Source organism: Sphingomonas sp. VDB2, assembly GCF_047946695.1.
In the GTDB taxonomy this organism is placed as follows: Bacteria; Pseudomonadota; Alphaproteobacteria; order Sphingomonadales; family Sphingomonadaceae; genus Sphingobium; species Sphingobium bisphenolicum.
The window spans coordinates 913022-932620 of the sequence record NZ_CP159615.1; the positions used below are offsets into that span (position 1 = coordinate 913022).

The following is a 19599-nucleotide window of genomic DNA, read 5'->3' on the forward strand; positions in this document are numbered from 1 at the left end:
ACCCGGCCCGGCGATGGTCGACCTGATCCCCCCAGACGTGCGCAGCCGCCTTCGCGGCCTGCGGCTCGTCACGCGTCGGGCGGTGGGATCGCATGGGCTGGGCCAGCACCGGAGCCACAGCCGGGGCGCGGGGCTGGAGTTCGCCCAATATCGCGCCTATGAACCGGGCGACGAACTGCGACAGATCGACTGGAAACTCTACGCCCGGTCGGACAAATTCTTCGTGCGCGAAGCCGAGCGCGAAGGCCCGGTCGCGGTGTGGATGATGATCGACGCCAGCGCCTCCATGGGGCAGGCCGACGCCGTGCGTCCTGACTATTGCCGTCTCGACGCGGCCAAAAGCATCACCGCCGCCATCGCCGAACTGGCGATGGCACAGGGAGACCGTTTCGGCTTCATGGCGTTGGGCGACGAGGGACTGGCATTGCTGCCGCCCGCGACCGGCGCGCGCCAGCGCGACCGGCTGCTGCTCGACCTGCTGACCGTCCATCCCGCGCGCGGCTTTGCGGCGGAGGCGCAACTGGGGCCGGTATGGGAGCGGATCGGCGCGCATGACCTGGTCATCCTGCTGAGCGACTGTTTCGATGAGGGCGCGGTGGCGCTGGCGGAGAAACTGGCGGCGGCCGGGCGCGAAACGCTGGTGATCGAGATGCTGACCGTCGCCGAACGGGATTTCCCCTTCGACGGCGGCTATCGCTTTCGCGATCCTGAGACTGGCGAGGAATATCTGGGGGACGGCGCGGCATTGCGGGCCGGATTCATCGCCCGCTTCGGGGAAGCCCGCGCCGCGCTGCACGCCCGGCTGGACGGTGCGGGCATCCGCCATGCCGCGCATGTGCTGGACGAACCGATCGACCTGCCGCTGCGCCGCCTCTTTTCCGTCCATGGCGCGGCGGACTATGCATGAGCATGGGATTGCTCTTCCCGGCGTCGCTGGCTGCGCTTTTCGCGCTGGTCGTGCCGCTGGTCATCCATATCGCGCGCAAGAGCGAGCAACGGCCGACCGATTTCGCCGCGTTGCGCTGGCTGCGGCAGAAGCCGAAGCCGCGCTCCCGGCTGCGTTTCGACGAATGGCCCTTGTTGCTGGCAAGGCTGGCGTTGCTGGCGCTGGCGGCATTGTGGCTGGCGCAGCCGATCCTGTTCGGCGCGGCCGATCGCAGCCCCTATGTCGCCGTGGTGCCGGGCGCGCAATTTGACGCCGCGGCGTTCGGGGATAGCCGCCTCCACTGGATCGCGCCGGGCTTCCCGGCGATCGACGCGCCCCGGCCGGCCGGGCCGCTGCCGATCGCCAGCCTGATCCGGCAGATCGACGCGGAATTGCCGGCCGGAACGCCACTGACTATCGTCACGCCCTCAATCATCGACGGCGCGGACGCCGATCGGCCGCGCCTGTCGCGCAAGGTGACATGGCGGATCACGAGTGGGAACATGGCGGATGCCGACGTCAAGCTGGCACCGCCGCCGGGCCTGTCCGTTCGCGTCGATGCCGATCATCGCGAGGCACTGCGCTACATCCGCGCCGCCGCGCTGGCATGGCAACCGGCGGGACGTGAGGCGGATATCGACACGGCGTCGATCGATGCCCCGCTGCCCAACCGGCGACGGATATTGGTCTGGCTGGCGGGCGGCACCTTGCCGGACGGCGTCCTGCGCCGGGTGGAGGAAGGCGGCACGGTGCTGGCGGCGAGCGATGCGCGCTTGCCGGACGGCCGCCCTGCCCTGCCGGTCTGGCGCGACGAACTGGGCGTCCCGATGGCGGAGGCGCTGCCGATCGGCAAGGGACGCCTGCTGCATTTCACGCGCGCGCTGACGCCGGCGCAGATACCCATATTGGCGGACGCGGATTTCCCCGTTCAATTGCGCGCGCTGTTAGCCCCCTTGGCGCCACCTGCGCGCGTCGCCGCCGCCGATTATGCACCGTTGACGGGCGGGCGCAGCTATGACCAGCCGCCGCAATCCTTGCGGCCCTGGCTGGCCCTGCTGATCGCGCTGGGGCTGCTGGTCGAGCGCTGGATGGCGACGCGCCGCAGCAGGGGCGTCGCGCCATGACGGCGCTGCTCGCGCGCTGGATCGCGCCCGCACGCTGGCGGGCATTGGCCGATACGTGGGCGTTGGCGTTGCCGTTACTGGTCGCTGCCGGCACCGTCGGCTGGCGCTTGGGGGGACCGGCCTTCGCCCTGTTGCTGGTCGCGATCGGCAGCGCCATTGCATTTTTCATCGCGCGTCGGCGCGCCGCCCGCTTCGATCGCGCCTGGCTGGTCCGCAGCCTCGACAATAATCGCCCGGAACTGGAGGACAGCAGCGCGCTGCTATTCGCCCAACATGCCCCGCTTGCGCCGTTGCAGGTGCTTCAGCGCGATCGCATCGCGGCGCGGATCGATCATGGCACGCCAGAGGATCTGAGGCCCGACTGGTCGCGCCGGTCGCTGCTGGCGTTCAGTCTTGTGGCCGTAGCGGTGGTCGTCGTCGCCCTGCTGTGGCCGCGTCCCGGCGAAGGGCCGCCGACCCTGGCACCCGCGCTGGAAGGCCTGCCCGCCCGGCCCGGCATCCCGCGCCTGATTGCGCAAAATCTGCGCATCATCCCGCCCGCTTATACCGGCATGCCGGTGCGCGATTCCGCCTCGCTCGATGCGCGCGCGCCGCAGGGCGCGCGGCTGGAATGGACGCTGCGGTTCGATCCGCAGGCTAGCGCCCCCCGTCTGGCGATGCTTGCAGGCCAACCGCCGGGCCTGCGCCGCGACGGCGAGACATGGATCGCCAGCCGGACGCTCGACGCGTCCTTTCTCTATCGCGTCGATCCCGCCGACGCGCGCGGCCCGCCCCCGCCGCTGCACCGGATCGACGCCATCGCCGACTCGCCGCCGCAGGTGAAGGCGCTGTCGCCGACCGCCAGCCTGTCCATGATCACGCCGGGCCAGCGCAGTTGGACCCCAATCTTTGCCGCGACCGACGATTATGGCGTCGCCGCGACCGCCCGGCTGCGCGTGACGCTGGCCATCGGCGAGGGCGAGAATGTGACCTTCAGCGAACGGGAAATCGCCGTAGCGGGGAGCGGCCCGGCCCGCGACCGACGCTTTGCGCCGCGGCTCGACTTTGCCAGCTTCGGTTTCGTCGCTGGCGGCGACATGGTCGTGCAGTTGATCGTGCGCGACAACCGCTCCCCCGCTCCGCAGGAGGTGCGCGGTCCCAGCCTGATCCTGCGCTGGCCATCGGCAAAACAGCCCGAAAGCAGCGGGATGGAGGGGATGGTGAACACCACCCTGCCCGCTTATTTCCGCAGCCAGCGGCAGATCATCATCGATGCAGAAGCGCTCATCAAACAGAAGCGCGCGCTGGCGTCCGACCGTTTTGTGACGCGATCGGCGTCGATCGGCGGCGACCAGCAAATATTGCGCGGCCGCTACAGCCAGTTTCTGGGTGGCGAGGAGGAAGGCGAGCCGGAATCGCCGACCGCGGACGGACATAGCGAAGGCGACGGCCACGACCATGGCGGACCGCCGAAACAGCCCAGTGCCGGCTTCGGCCCGCCGGAGGATGTGCTGGGCGATTTCGGCCATCCCCATGACGATAGCCCCGCCTCCAGTCTCGATCCCGAAACCCGCGCGATCCTGAAACAGGCCGTCAACGAAATGTGGCAATCCGAACGGGAGTTGAAGCAGGGGCGGCCAGACCTGGCCCTGCCCTTCGCCTATAAGGCGCTGCGTTTCATCAAGGAGGTGCAGCAGGCGACCCGCATCTTCCTGTCGCGGGTCGGCCCGGAATTGCCGCCGATCGACGCGACCCGACGCATGACCGGCAAGCGCGAGGGGCTGGCGAACCGCACATTGGGCATCGCCCCTGTAGAAGGACGCGACGGCCCCGCCGCTGCCGCATGGCGAGCGCTGGGCGACGGGCCGGATGCGATCCGCGGGCCGATCGCGCTGGGCGCCTTGGAGGCGTGGACGCGCACCAATGCCGGGCGACTGCCCGATGCGCTGGCGCTGACGGGGGCGATCGACGCGGTGCGCAGCGATCCCGCCTGCACGGCCTGCCGCGCCCGTTTGCGCGCGCAGCTCTGGACGGCGATGGAGCGGCCGCTGGCGCGTCCGGCCCGGCGTCGTCCGGTCGATGCGGCCGGTGCACGCTATCTGGGCGCGATCGGAGCGGCGCCATGACGGTTGAGTGGGCGGTTGCGCTGATCCTGGGGCTTGCCACGCTCCTCGCCTGGGTGCGGCTGTGGCTATGGCATAGCCGTGCGGCGGCGACGGGCCAGGCTGCGTCCGTCCGGCTGGCATTGCTGATGCTGCTCCAGCCGATGGTGTCGGTGCTGCTCTATTGCGCCCTCTTCCCGCCGATGATGAATGGCGGCGCGACCAGCCTGCGGATTGCGACAGCCGGCACATCGCGCCTTGCCGTTGCGGCCGATGGCGCACCGCTGATCCTGCTGCCGGAAGCGCCCGCGATCGGCGGCGGCGAAGCGGCGCCCGATCTGGCCACGGCGTTGCGGCGTCATCCCGGCGTCACGGCCATCCATGTGCTGGGCGACGGACTTGGGCCGCGAGACGTGGACGCCGCGCGGCAGGTGTCGGTGCGGTTCGACCCGCCACCGCTGCGGGCCGGCATCGTCGATCTGGCGCCACCGCCGGGGGTGGCGGCGGGCGGGCGCTTCATGGTGGGCGGAACGCTGGCCGGGCTGGACAACGCAACGATCGAGTTGATCGACCCGGCGGGGCGCCTGACCGACAGCGGTGCGGCCGACCGGGACGGGCATTTCCGGCTCGCCGGCACGGTGCGGGCGGCGGGCGCGGTCCGCTTCACGCTGCGCGTGCGCAAGGACAAGCGCCTGATCGAACAGGCGGACGTGCCGGTCTGGGTGACGGAAAGCGCCCGTCCCAAGCTGCTGATCCTGGCGGGTGCGCCGGGGCCGGAGGTCAAATATCTGCGCCGCTGGGCAAGCGATGCCGGCTTCGACGTGACGACGCAGATGAGCGCGGGCGGCGGGATCGCCCTGGGCGACGCGCCGGTGGCGCTGGATGCGGCAGGGCTGCGCCGGTTCGACGTAGCGATCGTGGACGATCGCGCCTGGGCGGGAATGCGTGGCCCGTTGATTGCGGCGGTGCGCGGCGGATTGGGGCTGGTTCTGCGCGCGGGCGGCGCAATCGACGGCGCGACGCGGTCGCAATGGCAGGCGCTGGGCTTTGGTCTGAGTGGTCCGGGCGGCCTTATGCCGCTGGCCTTGCCCAAAGCGGCCGAAGAAGCCGTTGCCCGCACCCGCCATGGCATCGGCAGCGACGATGCGCCGGTGGACATGGCCTTGCCTGAAGACATCGCGCCCGATGTCAGTCGCCTGGGCCTGACGCCCGGCGACGATGGGGCCGTGCCCTTGCTGGAGGATGCGGGCGGCGCGACGCTGGGGGCCTGGCGGGCGATCGGATTGGGGCGTGTCGCCCTGTTCACCGGAATCGATAGCTATGCCCTGACCCTGACCGGGCGGCGCGATCTCTATGGCGACTGGTGGCAGGCGCTGCTGACGGCGGTCGCGCGGCCTGCGCCGTCCAGCCAGATCGTCCCCGGCATTGCTTGGGCGGACGAACGGATGGCGCTGTGCGATATTGGCAGCGATGCGGTGGTCGAAACGGCCGATGGCGTATGGACCAAGCTGGTGCCGGTGGCGGGATGCGGCGGCTTCTGGCCCGCAAAGGCCGGCTGGCACAGGCTGCGAGTCAAGGAGGAACTTCGCCCCTTCCGCGTTCAGGCGCGCGACGCATTGCCGGCCATGCGCGCCGCGCGCGACCGGCAAGCGATGGCCATGCTGTCCGCCACCTCTCGCCACGCGCCGGGCACGAAGATCACGACCGGCGGTTCCGGATCGGCCTGGCCCTTCTGGGTGGGATGGCTGGCGGCGAGCGCGCTGCTCTGGTGGCTGGAGCGGTCGCGCATTGGTCGTCACGCCGCCCTTTCATCCCGTGCGGCAGTAGCTGCGCCATAGCAACGGCGCGTGGCTGTCGGCTTTGGCCGCGTCAGTCGGCCATGTAGAAGTCGCGCAGCGCCCGCGCATCGTGCAGGGCGTTGTGCGGCACGCGGCTGTTGGCGGCGGCGCTGAAGCCGGCGGCGTTGATGAGTTCGAGCCGCAGCCCGAAGTCCACGCCCGCCATCCGGCCCGGTCCGGTCACCAGCAGCGCGCAGAAATGCGACAGATCCTCCGGCCAGTCGGCGATGATGACCGGGTCGCTGTCTCCTTCCAGATAAGCGGCGACATGATCGGCCGCCTCGACCCGGTTCAACTCCAGGTCGATGCCCGGCGGGACGTGGCGCAGATAGGGGATGACATGCTTTTCCACCCATGGCTCGATCTCTTCGGGCAGCGGCAGCGTCACGTAAAATTCCTGGTCGCCATGTTCCGGAACCAGCGCGACGCTGATCAGCGTACCGCCAAAGCCGTTGAATTCGGTGTCGAGAAAATAACGCATGAAAAGAGAAACTGCCTGCCGGGGATAGGATGAAGCGTGCCTGCGCGGTGCCTGTAGCATTTGCGTGACGGATGCCAAGCTGCCATGCGCATCGCGCGTGGCCGACATGGGACGAACGGCTGCCCGCAAAAGAGAAGGAAAGCGATCATGATCCCGCGGGAATATCTGGATTCGGCGCAGGTGCCGGGCGGGCAGGAGTTGAAACTCTACCGGCGCGGCGCCGATCACATGATCGTGCTCGACCGCAATGAACTGATGAGCAGCCGGATGAGCGGGTCGGAAAAGCAACTGGCGCTGATGACGATCGAACGGTTGCAGGGGCGCAAGGCGCCGCACCTGCTGATCGGCGGCTATGGCATGGGCTTCACCCTGCGCGCGGCGCTGGGCGTGCTGGACGGATCGGCGCGTGTGACCGTGGCCGAACTGGTCCCCAAGATCATCGAATGGGCGCGAGGGCCGATGGCGGAATTGATGGCAGGGTGTCTTGACGATCCGCGCGTCGACTTGCGGATCGAGGATGTCGTGCCGGTGATCGCGGCGGGCCAGGCGACCTATGACGCGATCCTGCTGGATGTCGACAATGGGCCTGACGGCTTGACCGCGGCGGCCAACGACCGGCTCTATTCGGCTGGCGGACTGGCAGTGGCCAAGGCGGCGCTGAAGCCCGGCGGGATATTGGCGATATGGTCGGCGGGATCGGACGACCCGTTCACCCGCCGCCTGCGCAATGCAGGGTTCGAGGTGGATGAGGTTGCGGTCAAGGCGCGCGACAATGGCAAGGGGCCGCGCCATGTGATCTGGTTTGCGCGGAAGCGGTGATTTTTTTGGGCTGTTAGGTTCCCGCGCGGCGGGAACACGTAGCACATATATTCAATGGAAATCGCGTGACCTGGGCAATATGCGCACGTCACGGGGATGGCGATGCGGGAATGGCCTCGCGGGTTTTCCGCTCTCATGCCCCTCGCTCAGCCAGTCCAGCGCCCGGCTGGCGTCGGTGACGCGATCGACCATCAGGTGGACGACATTTTCCTTGCTGCGCTGGATTTCGCCGTGGATCAGCATCAGGCGCGACGCCATCACCGCGCGCCGCTGCTTTTCCATGTCGCGCGCCCAGAGCAGCGCGTTGACGATGCCGCTTTCATCCTCGATCGTGATGAAGACCGCATTGCCCTTGCCCGGCCGCTGGCGGATCAGGACCACGCCCGCCACCTTCACCTTCGCGCCGTCCTTCGCGCTATTGACCGATGCGCAGTCGATGACGCCGCGCCGGGCGAAATGGTCGCGCAGAAACTGCATCGGATGGCCTTTCAGCGACAGGCGGTGGGTGTGGTAATCGATCGCGACTTCTTCGGACAAGGGCATGGCCGGCAGCATCGGATCGGCTTCGCGGCCGAGTTCGGGCAGATCCTGCGCAGCGAAGAGCGGTAGCTGGGCCGGCGGCACGCGGCGCGCGTCCCACCCCGCCTCGCGCCGGGTGCGACCGATCGAGCGCAGCGCGTCGGCGTCCGCCAGCAGGTGCAGCGCGCGTGCGGGCATCCCGGCGCGTCGGGCGATATCCTCCATGTCGCGGATCGGCGCCTCCGCCCGCGCCGCGATCAGCGCCCTGGCCCATTCCTCACGAAACCCGTCGATGCGGTTGAGGCCAAGGCGCAGGATGCGCTCCCCTTCCAGGCTGCTATACCAGTCGCTCGCCTGCACATCGATCGGCCGCACCTCCACGCCATGTTGCTGCGCGTCGCGGACCAGTTGCGCGGGGGCGTAAAAGCCCATCGGCTGGCTGTTGAGCAGCGCGCAGGTGAAGACGGCCGGATAATGGCATTTCAGCCAGGAGGAGACATAGGCGAGCCAGCCGAACGCCTGGGCATGGCTTTCGGGAAAGCCATATTCACCGAAGCCCTTGATCTGTTCGAAACAGCGTTCGGCGAAATCCAGCGGATAGCCGCGCGCCGTCATGCCGCCGATGAACTTCTTTTCCCAATTGCCGATGTCCCCGCGATTGCGGAAGGTCGCCATGGAGCGGCGCAAGCCGTCCGCTTCCGCCGGCGTGAATTCGGCCGCGACGATCGCCAGCCGCATCGCCTGTTCCTGAAACAAGGGCACGCCCTTGGTCTTTTCCAGCACATCTTTTAGTTCAAACGGATTGTCCGGCGGTCCCGGATAATCGGGCTTCTCCTCTCCCGCTCGCCGCCGCAGATAAGGATGGACCATGCCGCCCTGGATCGGGCCGGGCCGCACGATCGCGACCTGGATGACGAGGTCGTATAGCTCCTTGGGCTTCATGCGGGGCAGCATCGAGATTTGCGCGCGGCTTTCGACCTGGAAGGTGCCGATACTGTCGCCCTTTTGCAGCATGGTGTAGGTCGCCTCATCCTCCACCGGCACCCGGTCCAGCGTCAGATCGGGCAGGCCATGCAGCCGCATCAGGTCGAAGCTCTTGCGGATGGCGGTCAACATGCCGAGCGCCAGCACATCGACCTTCATCAGTTGCAATGTATCGAGATCATCCTTGTCCCATTCGATGAAGGTGCGATCGGGCATGGCGGCATTGTGGATCGGCACCAGTTCGTCGAGCCGCCCCTGGCTCAGCACGAAACCGCCGACATGCTGCGACAGATGACGGGGATATTCGAGCAACTGGCTCGCCATGTCGCGCAGCCGGGCGAGTTCGGGATTGGCGGGATCGAAACCCGCCTGGGTCACCCGCGCTTCGGGCACTTGCTGATCACCGCTCCAACTGCCCCAGACGGTGCCGGACAGGCGCGCCGTCACATCCTCGGTCAGGCCCAACGCCTTGCCGACTTCGCGCAGGGCGCTGCGCTGGCGATAGCGGATGACGGTCGCGGCGATGCCCGCCCGTTCGCGCCCATAGCGGCGGTAGACATATTGCATCACCTCCTCGCGCCGCTCATGTTCGAAATCGACGTCGATATCGGGTGGCTCATGCCGGTTTTCTGACAGGAAACGGGAGAAGAGCAGCTTTTGTTCGACCGGATCGATCGGCGTGACGCCCAGCAGGTAGCAGACCAGCGAATTGGCCGCCGACCCGCGTCCCTGGCACAGGATCGGCGGGTCGAGGCTGCGGGCGTAAGCGACGATGTCGTGGACGGTCAGGAAATAATAGGCGTAATTGCGTTTGCGGATCAGCGTGAATTCCTCGTCCAACGTCTCCTGATATCGGGGCGGCAATCCGTCGGGAAAGCGCGCCTTCGCTTTCTCCCCCACCAGATGCTCCAGCCAAGCCTGCGGCGCCCAGCCCGCCGGCACCGGTTCGTGCGGATATTCATAGACCAACTGATCCAGCGTGAAGTCGATGCAGCCCAGCAAATCCTGCGTCGCGGCGATCGCCTCCGGGCAGGCAGCGAACAGGCGCGCCATTTCGGCCGGGTCTTTCAGGTGCCGCTCGGCATTGGGGGCAAGGCGGCGGCCCGCCGTCTGGATCGTCAATCCTTCCCGGATGCAGGTGAGGATATCCTGCATCGGCCGGTCGTTCGCTTCCGCATAGAGGACATCGTTGGTGGCGATCAGCGGCACATCGCACTGGGCCGCCAGCGCCCGCCGTCGCATCAGCATCTGCGCGTCGCGCCCCGATCGCCCCATCGTCGCGGCGAGCCAGAGATACGGCGTCAGCCCGCGCAACTGCGACAGCAGGGTGGCGTCGCCGTCCATTGCCATCAAAGCCATGTCCTGCCCATGGTCGATCAGGTCCGCCAGTTTGAGTTCGCACGCGCCCTTGATCGTGCGGCGATTCCCCTCGGTCAGCAGCCGGGTCAGCCGGCCCCAGCCGAAGCGCGTGCGCGGATAGGCGATGATGTCGGGCGTGCCGTCGGCAAAGACCAGCCGCGCACCGACGATCAGGCGCATGGTGACGCCCAGCGGCTTTAGATCCTTGAGCGCCTGATGCGCGCGCACTACGCCCGCCACCGTATTGCGATCGGCAATGCCGATGCCGGTCATGCCCAGATGCGCGGCCTGCTGCACCATCTTCCGGGGATGGGATGCCCCGCGCAGGAAACTGAAATTGGTGGCGGCCACGACCTCTGCAAAGTCGCTCATGCGAACAGGCCGTGGAGATACCAGCATATCTCCGTTTCTTCGCCGAACAGGCCATGGCGGAACATCCAGTAGCGGCGCCCGTCGCCATCCTCGATCCGGTAATAGTCGCGGGTGCGCCCTGCCCCGCCCGGTTGATGCCCGTCCCGCCTGCGCCACCATTCCGCCGCGATACGCTCCGGCCCTTCGGCCAGCCGCACCTCATGCAGCCGGTCGCGCCAGCGGAAACGCTGGGGCGGGCCATCGGGCACGCCAGCGATCACGGCAACAGGCTGGGGCGGATCGAACAGCAGCAGCGGCCGGGGCGCACGATCCGGCGCGGCGGGCCAGGATTGAGGCTGAGCCTGCGTCGCTGGCACGAAAGTCTGTGCGCCCTCGGGGATATGCCGGTCACAGGGTTGCAGGCGACGGACATTGTCCGGGCCGAGGCGAATGCCGAGCCGGTCGATCAGGGCGACGATATTCGCCTCGCCTGCCCTGGCCGCCTCTCCCTCCATCGCCTGCTGCCGTTCGACCAGCGGCTCCACGCGCGGCACCGCCAGCAGAACGGCGTCGAAGCCGAAACCGGGGTCGAGCGGATCGGCCATCGTGTCGATCCGCTCGCGCAGCAGGCGCAGCACGGCGGCGGAATCGCGCACCGGCTGTCCGGTTTCGATCGCCAGACCCTGACGCGCGCCGTCGCTCCGCAGCAAACGGATGACGAAACGGCGACCGCCCAGCTTACGCACCTCCATCTGCCGCGCGGCCTGATCCAGCAGATCCTCTATCACGTCCATCACGTCCTCGGTCCGGGCGATCGGTTCGGGAAAGCGCGCCTCGGCCCGGATCGGGGCGGAAGGACGGCGCGGCGCGATCGGACTGGGCGCTTCGCCCAATATCTGGCGCAACCGGGTGACCGCCTGTTCGCCGAAGCGGGCGGCGATCATGCCCATGGGGCGTTTCTCCAGGTCGCCGATGGTGCGCAAGCCGGCCCGGCGCAGCGCGGCCAGTGCGCCATCGTCCAGTTCGAGCGCCGCGACCGGCAAAGCCGCCACATCGCCGTCCCCTCCCCCATGTCGGGCGAGCGCACGAGCCGCCATGGCGTTGGGGCCGAAGGCGTGACGACTGGCATAGCCGGCCATCGCACGTGCCTGCCCCGCCAGCGCCTGCTCACCGCCGAACAGATGGCTGCAACCGCTGATGTCGAGGACGAGGCCATCGGGCGCATCCAGCGCGACCATGGGGGTGAAATGCCGCATCGCCTCCAGCAAGCGGTCCAGCGCCTGCGCATCGGCGACGGGATCGGCCGGCCGCGTCACGAGCGTCGGGCAGCGCGCCCGCGCATCGGCCAGCATCATGCCCGCCACCAGTCCCTGTTCGACCGCCAGCCTGTCCACCGCGGCCAGCCGCAGCGCGTTACCGACCCGCGCCACCAGTGCGAGCGGTTCGGCAGTGCCATCGTCAGGCGACCTGCCGCTGCTCGGTCCCATCGTCGCCCGCATCCGTTCGCAGGCGAGAAAAGGGAACCACAGTGCCAGGCAGAGGCGCTTGTCCGTCTGCGTCCCGGAAACATCCACCTTCACTATCCCATGTCAGTCGCCAGCGTCCGCCCGCAGGCCCGCCGCGACAGCGGAGCAATTCGGCCTCGATCGCCGGCCAGCCGGGCGCGTCCGCCTCCAGCGCGACGGAGGGTGCGCTCCTGATCGTCCAGCGTGTCTGCGCGCCGCTCGATCGCGGTTCGGCATCGCCCCGCAGCAATATTATGCAGACGCCCGAGGCTTCCGCCGCCAGCACCAGGCGGCGGCTGGCGGTCAGATCATAGTCGGCAAAGCGTCCCTCGCTTTCCATCAGCACCGCCGCCACGCCCGGACAGCGCGCCGCCTCCAGCCCCGCGCGCAGCATGTCGACCTCGGTCCGCGTCTCCACGATCGTCAGGCGGCCGGGCTGGATGCCCAGCAGCGCCAGCCCGTCGCCAGAAAACAGTGTCGGCAGGCGTTGTCGACGCGGCGTGCGCAGGGCAAAGATCGCGCCCGATCCGGCAAGCGGACCATGCGTCAGGGCAAAGGCCAAGGCGGCCGCCCGATCCTCGGTCTGGCTGTGAATTTCATGCAGATGTCCCTGCTCAAGCGCCGGACAGGACGCTTGCGCTTCTGGCGCTGCCGGACGCGCGCCGCTGATGGGACCATTGCCTGCCATATCTCGAATCGCTCACTATGTTCCCCTTATGTTCTCAATACAGCTATTCGTCCAGCATGGAAATCGTGCAAGAGAGGAGAGGTGCGAACGATCCCTGCAAAAAATGCTGCAATTCCGACCACAGCAACCTCATATCCAGTTGCACGGCAGCGGGCTTCCCGTCCGCGCGCAGATCCGAGGCTGTAGCGGGGGCGACACGCAATTGGGCGTGCAAGCGTCGACTATCCATCCATCGACCTTCGACGCCTATGAATCGGCCTTCTTCGTCAGTCATGGACGAATTTCTGATCAGACAGACGGGCGGCAATGCGCCCATCCCTGACCCATTCTTGATCAGGAAGGGAAGCTGCCGTCGATCCAGTCCAATATCTCCGCCGCCTCGGGCCGCTCCAGCCAGTCGGGGCTGACATGGAGCCAATGGAGAGTACGCCCCGGCCCCACCAGCAACGCGGCGGGCTGCGGCAATTCCCAACTGTTGGTGCCGGTCACTTCACCGATCCAGCCGGCAGGCGGCGGCAATGGGCGATTGTCGGGCTGGAAGCTGATGCCCAGCAGGCGCGCCAGGCCATTATCCCGGTCGGACGCCACGGCAAAGGGCAGGCCGTGGCGCGTCTTGATCTCGCGCAGGCAATCGGGTTGTTGCGGACTGAGCGCCACCAGCGGGATCTTCCGGTCTTGCAGCGCGGGATGCAGCCTATCCGCATAATAGGGCAAGGCGATGTTGCAGGCCGGGCAGCCGGCGAAGCGGAAGAAGATGAACAAGGCCGGGCCGTCGGCGGTCAGCCTGTCCAGATCGAGCGTGCCGCCGCCGACTTCGGCGAAGGACAAAGGCGGCAGCACATCACCCGCTTGGGCGACCGCCGCCGGGTCGAAGCGTTCGACCAACTGCCGGCGCTGCCCTGCATTGGCCGCCAGTTGCGCCGGAGGCCAGTTCCGCTCGCGTTCCGCCTGCAAGGCGGCGAAACGATCCTTGAGCGTTTGAATGAGAAGTGTCGCCATCATGATCTCCTTGGGTCGGGATCATGATGGCGATAGCTGGCGGTCCTCGCTAATGAGAGTTGCGGGTCCAGCGACGAAGAATCGTCATAGTTTCAGGCGGCATCCCGCCGGGCGGGTGCTTGTTGGTGACGGCTTGCCGGGATGGACAGGCCGAGATTGCCGCGCAGCGTGTCCGCCTCATAATCGGCGCGGAACAGGCCGCGCGACTGCAGGATCGGCACGACTTCCTCGACGAAGCGCTTGAACTGCGAGGGATGACCCAGATGGACGTTGAGGCCGTCAAGCGCGCGCCCTTCAAACCAGCGCTGGATCTCGTTCGCCACGGTTTCGGCCGATCCGACGAAGGGACTGCCACGACCCGCGCGCGCCTTTTCCACTGCCTGGCGCAGGGTCAGCCCCTGTTCGACGGCAAGATCGGTGACCTTCTTCGCCTGCGTGTAGAAGCTGTTCTTCGCATGTTCCAGCGCCCCTACCGGGAAGGGCGCGTCGGGATCATATTGGCGGAAATCATGCCAGCCGAAGGGACGGCCGAACTCGGCGAGCGCCTGATCGAAACTCTGGTCCAGTTGGCGATAGTGACGCTCGATATCCTTCGCCTGCGCATCGCTATCGCCGACAGTGACGGAGAAGCCCGGCAGGATGACGATCTCATCCGGGTTGCGCCCCTGCCGCGCCGCGCGGCCTTTCAGATCGGCATAAAAGGCCTGGCCCTGCTCGATCGTCGCGGCATGGGTGAAGATGGCGTCGGCGATGGTCGCGCCCAGATCACGGCCCTGATCGCTGTCGCCGGCCTGGAAGATCACCGGTTCGCCCTGCGGCGAGCGCTGGAGATTGAGCGGGCCGACGACCTGGAAAAATTCGCCGTCATGGTCGAGGCGATGCAGCTTGTCGGCATCGAGGAACTGCCCGGTCGCCCGATCGCGGACCAAGGCCCCCTCCTCCCAGCTCGACCAGAGGCCGCGCGCCACGTCGAGGAACTCGACGGCGCGGCGATAGCGGGTGTCATAGTCGAAATGGTCTGGCTGGCTGAAATTGCCCGCTGTGCCGGCGTCGCCGCTGGTGACGACATTCCAGCCGGCGCGTCCCTTGCTGATGAGGTCGAGCGAGGCGAAGCGGCGGGCCAGGTTGAAGGGATCGTTATAGGAGGTGGTGAGCGTGCCGACGAGGCCGATATGCTTCGTCGCCACCGCCAGCGCCGACAGAAGGGTAAGCGGTTCCAGCCGGTTGAGATAATGGGGCGGCGAGTTGGCGGTGATGAACTGGCTGTCGACGATGAAGACGAGGTCGAACTTCGCCGCCTCCGCCTGTCGCACGACATCGATATACCAGTCGATATTGACGCTGGCGTCGAGGGGAATGTCGGTATCGAGCCAGCGATTGCTGTCGCCGGGGCCGCCGACGCCGGTGGGGACGAGGCCCAGTTTCAATTGGCGCTTGGTCATGTCTTATCCTCTTGCGTCAGGCGTCGAAACCGGGCGACTGGCGCTCGGCCTTGCGCAGGGCCGCTTCCCAGACGAGATCATGATGGGATTTGGCGCCTTCCGTGGGCTGACGATCCCGGCTGATCTGGCGGCGCACTTCCTGCTGCGACTCTTCCGGTGCGATCAGCACGCGGTCGCGACCGATGGACAGGGTGCGGACCTGCGCCTTGCAGGCCTCCTCCAGATGATAGATGCCGCTGAACGCCTCGCCCGGCGACGCGCCGAGCGCCAGCGTGCCGTGATTGCGCAGCAGCATGACCTTCGTATCGCCAAGGTCCGCGACCAGACGTTCGCGCTCGTCCAGATTGAGCGCTACGCCTTCATAGTCATGATAGGAAAGGCGCGGGATCGAGGCGAGCGCGCGCTGGTTGAGCGGCAGCAATCCCTCGGCATGGGCGGAGACGGCCACGCCGTCGGCGCTGTGGAAATGGGCGATGAAATGGGCGTCGTCGCGCGCGCCGTGGATCGCCGAATGGATCACATAGCCGGCATAGTTGATGCCATAGTCGCTGTCCCCGATGACATTACCGTCGAGATCGACCTTGACCAGGCTGGACGCGGTGATTTCATCGAACATCAGGCCGAAGGGGTTGATGAGGAAATGATGATCCGGCCCCGGCACGCGGGCGGAGATGTGGGTGTAGAGAAAATCGTCCCAGCCATAGAGGGCCGACAGGCGATAGAAGGCGGCGAGGTCGACGCGGACCTTCCATTCCGCTTCGCTGATACCGGATGCACGGAAACGATCGTCTTTCAGGACTGTAGCCATGGGGATGCTCCTTTGCGGGCAGATGTAGGGCGGCGGCCGGGGGCCGCCCAATGAGAATGTCTGAAGGATCGATGCGCGCTGCTCATGCGGGGAAGATGCCCGGATCGACGATGCGTGAGACATCGACATGGACAGGTAATTCACCATCGGCATGGAAGCGATCGACCACGCGCTGGAGCGGCGTGATGACCGCTGCGTCGGGCGCGACGAGAACGGGATTCTGCCGATCGACGATCAACTTCGCCAGCCTGGGATCGACGCCGGTCGCCTTGGCGAACAGCACGGCATAGGTGTCGGGATGCGCCTGCGCCCATTGGCTGGCGGTGCGGAAGCGGGCGAGTACGTCCTTGAGCGCCGCGCGCTTGGCCGGGTCGTCCAGCGCCGCCTGCGAGGCGGCGATCAGGCTGAGGCCGCTATTGATCCCCTGCCCGTCGCGCAGCACCCGCGCACCGCGCGCTTCCGCCGCTATCTGGTATGTACCGAAAGTCGCCCAGGCGTCGATCCGCCCGGCGGCGAAGGCGGCCGCGGCGTCGTTGGGCAGCATGAAACCGATATCGACGCTCTTGCGATCGACCTTCGCCTCCTTGAGCGCTTCGAGCAGCAGATAATGGGAGATGCTGCCCCGCGCGCTCGACACGATCACGCGGTGGCCGGGAAGGCCGGCCACGTCGCGGATCGGCGAGCCGGGCGGCACGACGATGCCGATGTCGCGCGTGGAGGAGATGGAGCCGGCGATCACCTTGAGCGGGACGCCGGCCGCGGCCGCCAGCACGACTGGCAGGTCGCCCGCCGGCGCAGTATCGACCGCCCCGGCGTTGAGCGCTTCCAGCAACGGCGCCGCGCCGACGAAATTGGCCCATTCTATGTCATAGGCCAGCCCCTTGAGCGCGCCGGCGGCTTCCGCCTTGGACTGAAGCAGATGGACCTGATCGCCCAGGACCAGTTTCGTGCGGCCGCCCTTGCTGGCCCCACCGCAGGCGGCGAGGCCGAGCGCGGCGGCACCGGCGAGAAAGGTCCGGCGATCAGAAAGCAAGAGCGATGCGCCCATAATAATAACCGCCTGCGGGGTTGAAGGGCGAAGGGCCATAATAGCCCTGCCCGGTCTGGGGATTGCCCGGCCCGTTCTTTTCGGGGCGGACGTCGAACAGGTTCGTGGCGCCGACCGACAGGGTAGCGAAGTCCGTCACCTTCGCGCTGACGCTCAAGTCGGTGATGATCTTCGCGCCGAAATAGCGATCGTCGCCTGCCGCCGTGCGCTGCGTATATTTGCCGTAACGGGTGTTGGTGATGCTGAGGCCGAAAATACCCTTCGACCAGTTGAGCGTGCTGACCAGCTTGGTTCGGGGCTGGAGCACTTCCAGTTCGCCGATCTTGTCGCCGCCGAAGAAGACCGAGCCGGCGCCCAGCAGGCTGTTGCCATTGGCATCGAACAATTGTGAGGGTGTGGCGACCACGTCGGTCACCTTAGTCTTCGAATAGTTGAAGGCGAAGGTGAGGCCGAGCTTGCCGAAATCGCCACGGCCGGTCGAATAGTCGGCGACAAGATCGAAGCCCTTGGTTTCGGTATCGGCGGCATTGATGAAATATTCGGCCTGTTCGATATCCGACAGACCGTTGGCGACCAGGATGGCGGAGATGCCGGTGCCGAACAGGCGGCCAGTACGCTCGATCCGGTCCTTGATCTTGATATAATAGCCATCGAGCGTGATCGATAGCGCCGGCAATGGCGTGAAGACGATGCCGAGGCCCGCATTCCAGGTCTTTTCGGCCTTGAGCGGCTTGGCGCCCAGCAGCTTGCCGACATTGCTGTCCGCCGTCACCAGCTTGGCGACGGTCGGGCGCAATTCGGTCTGGCCCGTCTCCGCATTGAAGAAGGACGACGTACGGCCGTCCGTCTGGGCATAGCCGATCTGGGTCAGCGATGGCGCGCGGAACCCTGTACCCACCGTACCGCGAATGGCGAGCGCGGGGCTGAATTCGTAGCGGCTGTTGAGTTTCAGGCCGATCGGGCTGCCCGACCCGTCGCTATAATGTTCGGCGCGGACGGCTGCGCCGATATACCAGGCGTCGATCGGATAGATGCCGAGGTCGACATAGCCGGCATAGACTTTGCGGCTGATGTCGGCCTCATCATCGGGAGAAAGGACGATCGCGCCCTGCACCACTGGCGACGCAACGCGGCCGACATTCCAGTCATATTGCTGGTCGTCGGGCTGGAACGTGTAGGTTGCCGGTTCATAGGCGAGCGGATCGCCAGCGAAGGTGCGGAAGCGGTCGAGACGATATTCGCCGCCAATCGAGACTTGCAGCGGCTTGGCGAAACCGATGTCGAACTCGCGATGCAGATCGACATTATGGGTCCATTGGCGAAATTCGAAATTGGCGAGATTGGGCCAGGTGGTCGGGCTGTCCGGGCCGAGCGACGGACGGATGGAGAGCTTCGAAAACTGGCGGCTGGCGTTGCGGCCGAAGGAGGAGGAGAGATCATAATCCCAGCCCGCCAGCGTACCACGCAGGCCGCCGACGAACTGGAAGTCCGTCTCATCGATATTGTTGAGCGGATAATAGCCGTCCGGGAAGAGCGCGGTGAAATTGGCGGTACTGTTGGGGCGACGGAAATTATTGCCGATCTGCGCATCGCGCTCGCCATAGGTACCGAAACTGTAGAGGGTGGCATTGTCCGTGACCGGCAGTTCGGCATTGTAGCTGAGGTTGAACGCCTTGATCTGCGGGTCGCCATTATGGGCGCCGTCGCGGTTCCAGGCGGCGTTGCGCGCATTGGCGTCGGCGATGTTCGCCTCGACCTGTTCGCGGGTCAGGCCGCTGCTGGCCACCACCTGATCGATGGTGCGGCCGGCGGGCAGGCCGTAGAGATTGGTGTCAGTCGCAGCCAGGTTCCACCAGGCGCCGCCGCGCTTGCGGATGTCGCCGCTGACGGTCAGGAAGCCCCCATCGTCGCCGATCTTCGTGCCGTAGCGGATCGTGCCCTTCCAGCTATCCGGCTTGCCATTGGCCGAATAGAGCGTGCCATAGGTGAAGTCGCCGCTCAGCCCTTCCTTTTGCGCCAGTTGGATATTGATGACGCCGGCGATCGCGTCGGTGCCATATTGGGCGGCGGCGCTGTCCTTGAGGACTTCGATCCGGTCAATGCCGCTGGTCGGGATCAGGTCGATATCGACCGGGTTCGCACCGGACGTGTCGGCGGTCGAATTGCTGAGGAAGGCCCCGTTGTGACGACGCTTTCCATTGACCAGCACCAGCGTGTAGGCCGGCGCCAGACCGCGGTTCGTCACGGGGCGGCCGATCGAGAAGACGCCGGCATGGGTCGAACCGAAATTGAGCGACGGCAGCAGCTTGGACAGCGCCTCGCCAAATTCGGCCGAGCCGGTCGCCTGCAGCTTGTCGGCGCTGACCACGTCGATCGGCGCCGGGCTTTCGGCCACGGTCCGGGGCGCGCCGCGGACGCCGGTGACGATGATGGTGCCGGCGTCGGCCGCTGCATCGTCAGGAATGCCAACAGCCTGCGCCGATGCCGGTGAGACGGCGAGTGCGACAACCGTGAGCGCCGAGGATGCGAGATAGTAAGCGGTGTTCTTCATGGATATTCCCCCAAAACAGACTTGGGGCCTGCCTATTTTCTATTTATTTAGTTGAGAAATGATTTTGAGAATAGATT

General features: G+C 66.7%; 15 protein-coding genes. 5 read left to right on the forward strand and 10 right to left on the reverse strand.

What is annotated here, in order from left to right:
- The first annotated feature begins 13 nt into the window (after nt 1-13).
- The 4 genes from ABT375_RS04605 to ABT375_RS04620 are packed head-to-tail and all read left to right on the forward strand — an operon-like array spanning nt 14 to nt 5968.
- Entirely contained in the window at nt 14-907 is an 894-nt protein-coding gene (locus ABT375_RS04605) for a DUF58 domain-containing protein (RefSeq protein ID WP_416464254.1), read from the forward strand.
- Nucleotides 904-2049, forward strand: a complete 1146-nt coding sequence (locus tag ABT375_RS04610; RefSeq protein ID WP_416464255.1) for a BatA domain-containing protein — start codon at nt 904-906, stop codon at nt 2047-2049. Before ABT375_RS04605 ends, ABT375_RS04610 begins: the two co-directional genes overlap by 4 nt.
- Nucleotides 2046-4154 carry a DUF4175 domain-containing protein gene (locus ABT375_RS04615; RefSeq protein WP_416464256.1) on the forward strand — a complete coding sequence of 703 codons (2109 nt, stop codon included), beginning with the start codon at nt 2046-2048 and terminating at the stop codon, nt 4152-4154. Before ABT375_RS04610 ends, ABT375_RS04615 begins: the two co-directional genes overlap by 4 nt.
- Entirely contained in the window at nt 4151-5968 is a 1818-nt protein-coding gene (locus tag ABT375_RS04620) for a carboxypeptidase regulatory-like domain-containing protein (protein WP_416464257.1), read from the forward strand. The genes ABT375_RS04615 and ABT375_RS04620 overlap by 4 nt, the downstream gene beginning before the upstream one ends.
- Nucleotides 5969-5999: 31 nt before the next feature.
- On the opposite strand, the gene ABT375_RS04625 is transcribed toward ABT375_RS04620, so the two are convergent.
- A complete protein-coding gene (locus ABT375_RS04625) occupies nt 6000-6449 on the reverse strand; it encodes a hypothetical protein (protein WP_416464258.1) in 450 nt (149 codons plus the stop codon).
- A 147-nt stretch (nt 6450-6596) separates the two neighbouring features.
- Between ABT375_RS04625 and ABT375_RS04630 the strand changes: the two genes are divergently transcribed.
- Nucleotides 6597-7268 (forward strand): spermidine synthase, encoded by a 672-nt coding sequence (locus ABT375_RS04630; RefSeq protein WP_224546035.1) that lies wholly within the window; start codon nt 6597-6599, stop codon nt 7266-7268.
- A gap of 51 nt (nt 7269-7319) precedes the next feature.
- On the opposite strand, the gene ABT375_RS04635 is transcribed toward ABT375_RS04630, so the two are convergent.
- The 9 genes from ABT375_RS04635 to ABT375_RS04675 form a co-directional block, all read right to left on the reverse strand.
- Nucleotides 7320-10502 (reverse strand): error-prone DNA polymerase, encoded by a 3183-nt coding sequence (locus ABT375_RS04635; RefSeq protein WP_416464259.1) that lies wholly within the window; start codon nt 10500-10502, stop codon nt 7320-7322.
- Nucleotides 10499-11968 carry a Y-family DNA polymerase gene (locus ABT375_RS04640; RefSeq protein ID WP_416464260.1) on the reverse strand — a complete coding sequence of 490 codons (1470 nt, stop codon included), beginning with the start codon at nt 11966-11968 and terminating at the stop codon, nt 10499-10501. The genes ABT375_RS04635 and ABT375_RS04640 overlap by 4 nt, the downstream gene beginning before the upstream one ends.
- Entirely contained in the window at nt 11940-12674 is a 735-nt protein-coding gene (locus ABT375_RS04645; RefSeq protein ID WP_416464261.1) for an ImuA family protein, read from the reverse strand. Before ABT375_RS04645 ends, ABT375_RS04640 begins: the two co-directional genes overlap by 29 nt.
- A gap of 43 nt (nt 12675-12717) precedes the next feature.
- Complete coding sequence (locus ABT375_RS04650) at nt 12718-12948, reverse strand: hypothetical protein (protein ID WP_416464262.1); 231 nt, start codon at nt 12946-12948, stop codon at nt 12718-12720.
- Between the two features lie 59 nt (nt 12949-13007).
- Nucleotides 13008-13673: a peroxiredoxin-like family protein gene (locus ABT375_RS04655; protein WP_416464850.1), complete on the reverse strand. Its 666-nt coding sequence runs from the start codon at nt 13671-13673 to the stop codon at nt 13008-13010.
- A gap of 92 nt (nt 13674-13765) precedes the next feature.
- Nucleotides 13766-15115, reverse strand: a complete 1350-nt coding sequence (locus tag ABT375_RS04660) for an LLM class flavin-dependent oxidoreductase (protein ID WP_416464263.1) — start codon at nt 15113-15115, stop codon at nt 13766-13768.
- Nucleotides 15116-15131: 16 nt separating this feature from the next.
- Nucleotides 15132-15923 carry a class II aldolase/adducin family protein gene (locus ABT375_RS04665; protein WP_416464264.1) on the reverse strand — a complete coding sequence of 264 codons (792 nt, stop codon included), beginning with the start codon at nt 15921-15923 and terminating at the stop codon, nt 15132-15134.
- An 82-nt stretch (nt 15924-16005) separates the two neighbouring features.
- Nucleotides 16006-16971 (reverse strand): ABC transporter substrate-binding protein, encoded by a 966-nt coding sequence (locus tag ABT375_RS04670; protein WP_416464265.1) that lies wholly within the window; start codon nt 16969-16971, stop codon nt 16006-16008.
- Nucleotides 16946-19522 carry a TonB-dependent receptor plug domain-containing protein gene (locus ABT375_RS04675; RefSeq protein WP_416464266.1) on the reverse strand — a complete coding sequence of 859 codons (2577 nt, stop codon included), beginning with the start codon at nt 19520-19522 and terminating at the stop codon, nt 16946-16948. The genes ABT375_RS04670 and ABT375_RS04675 overlap by 26 nt, the downstream gene beginning before the upstream one ends.
- Between the last annotated feature and the right edge of the window lie 77 nt (nt 19523-19599).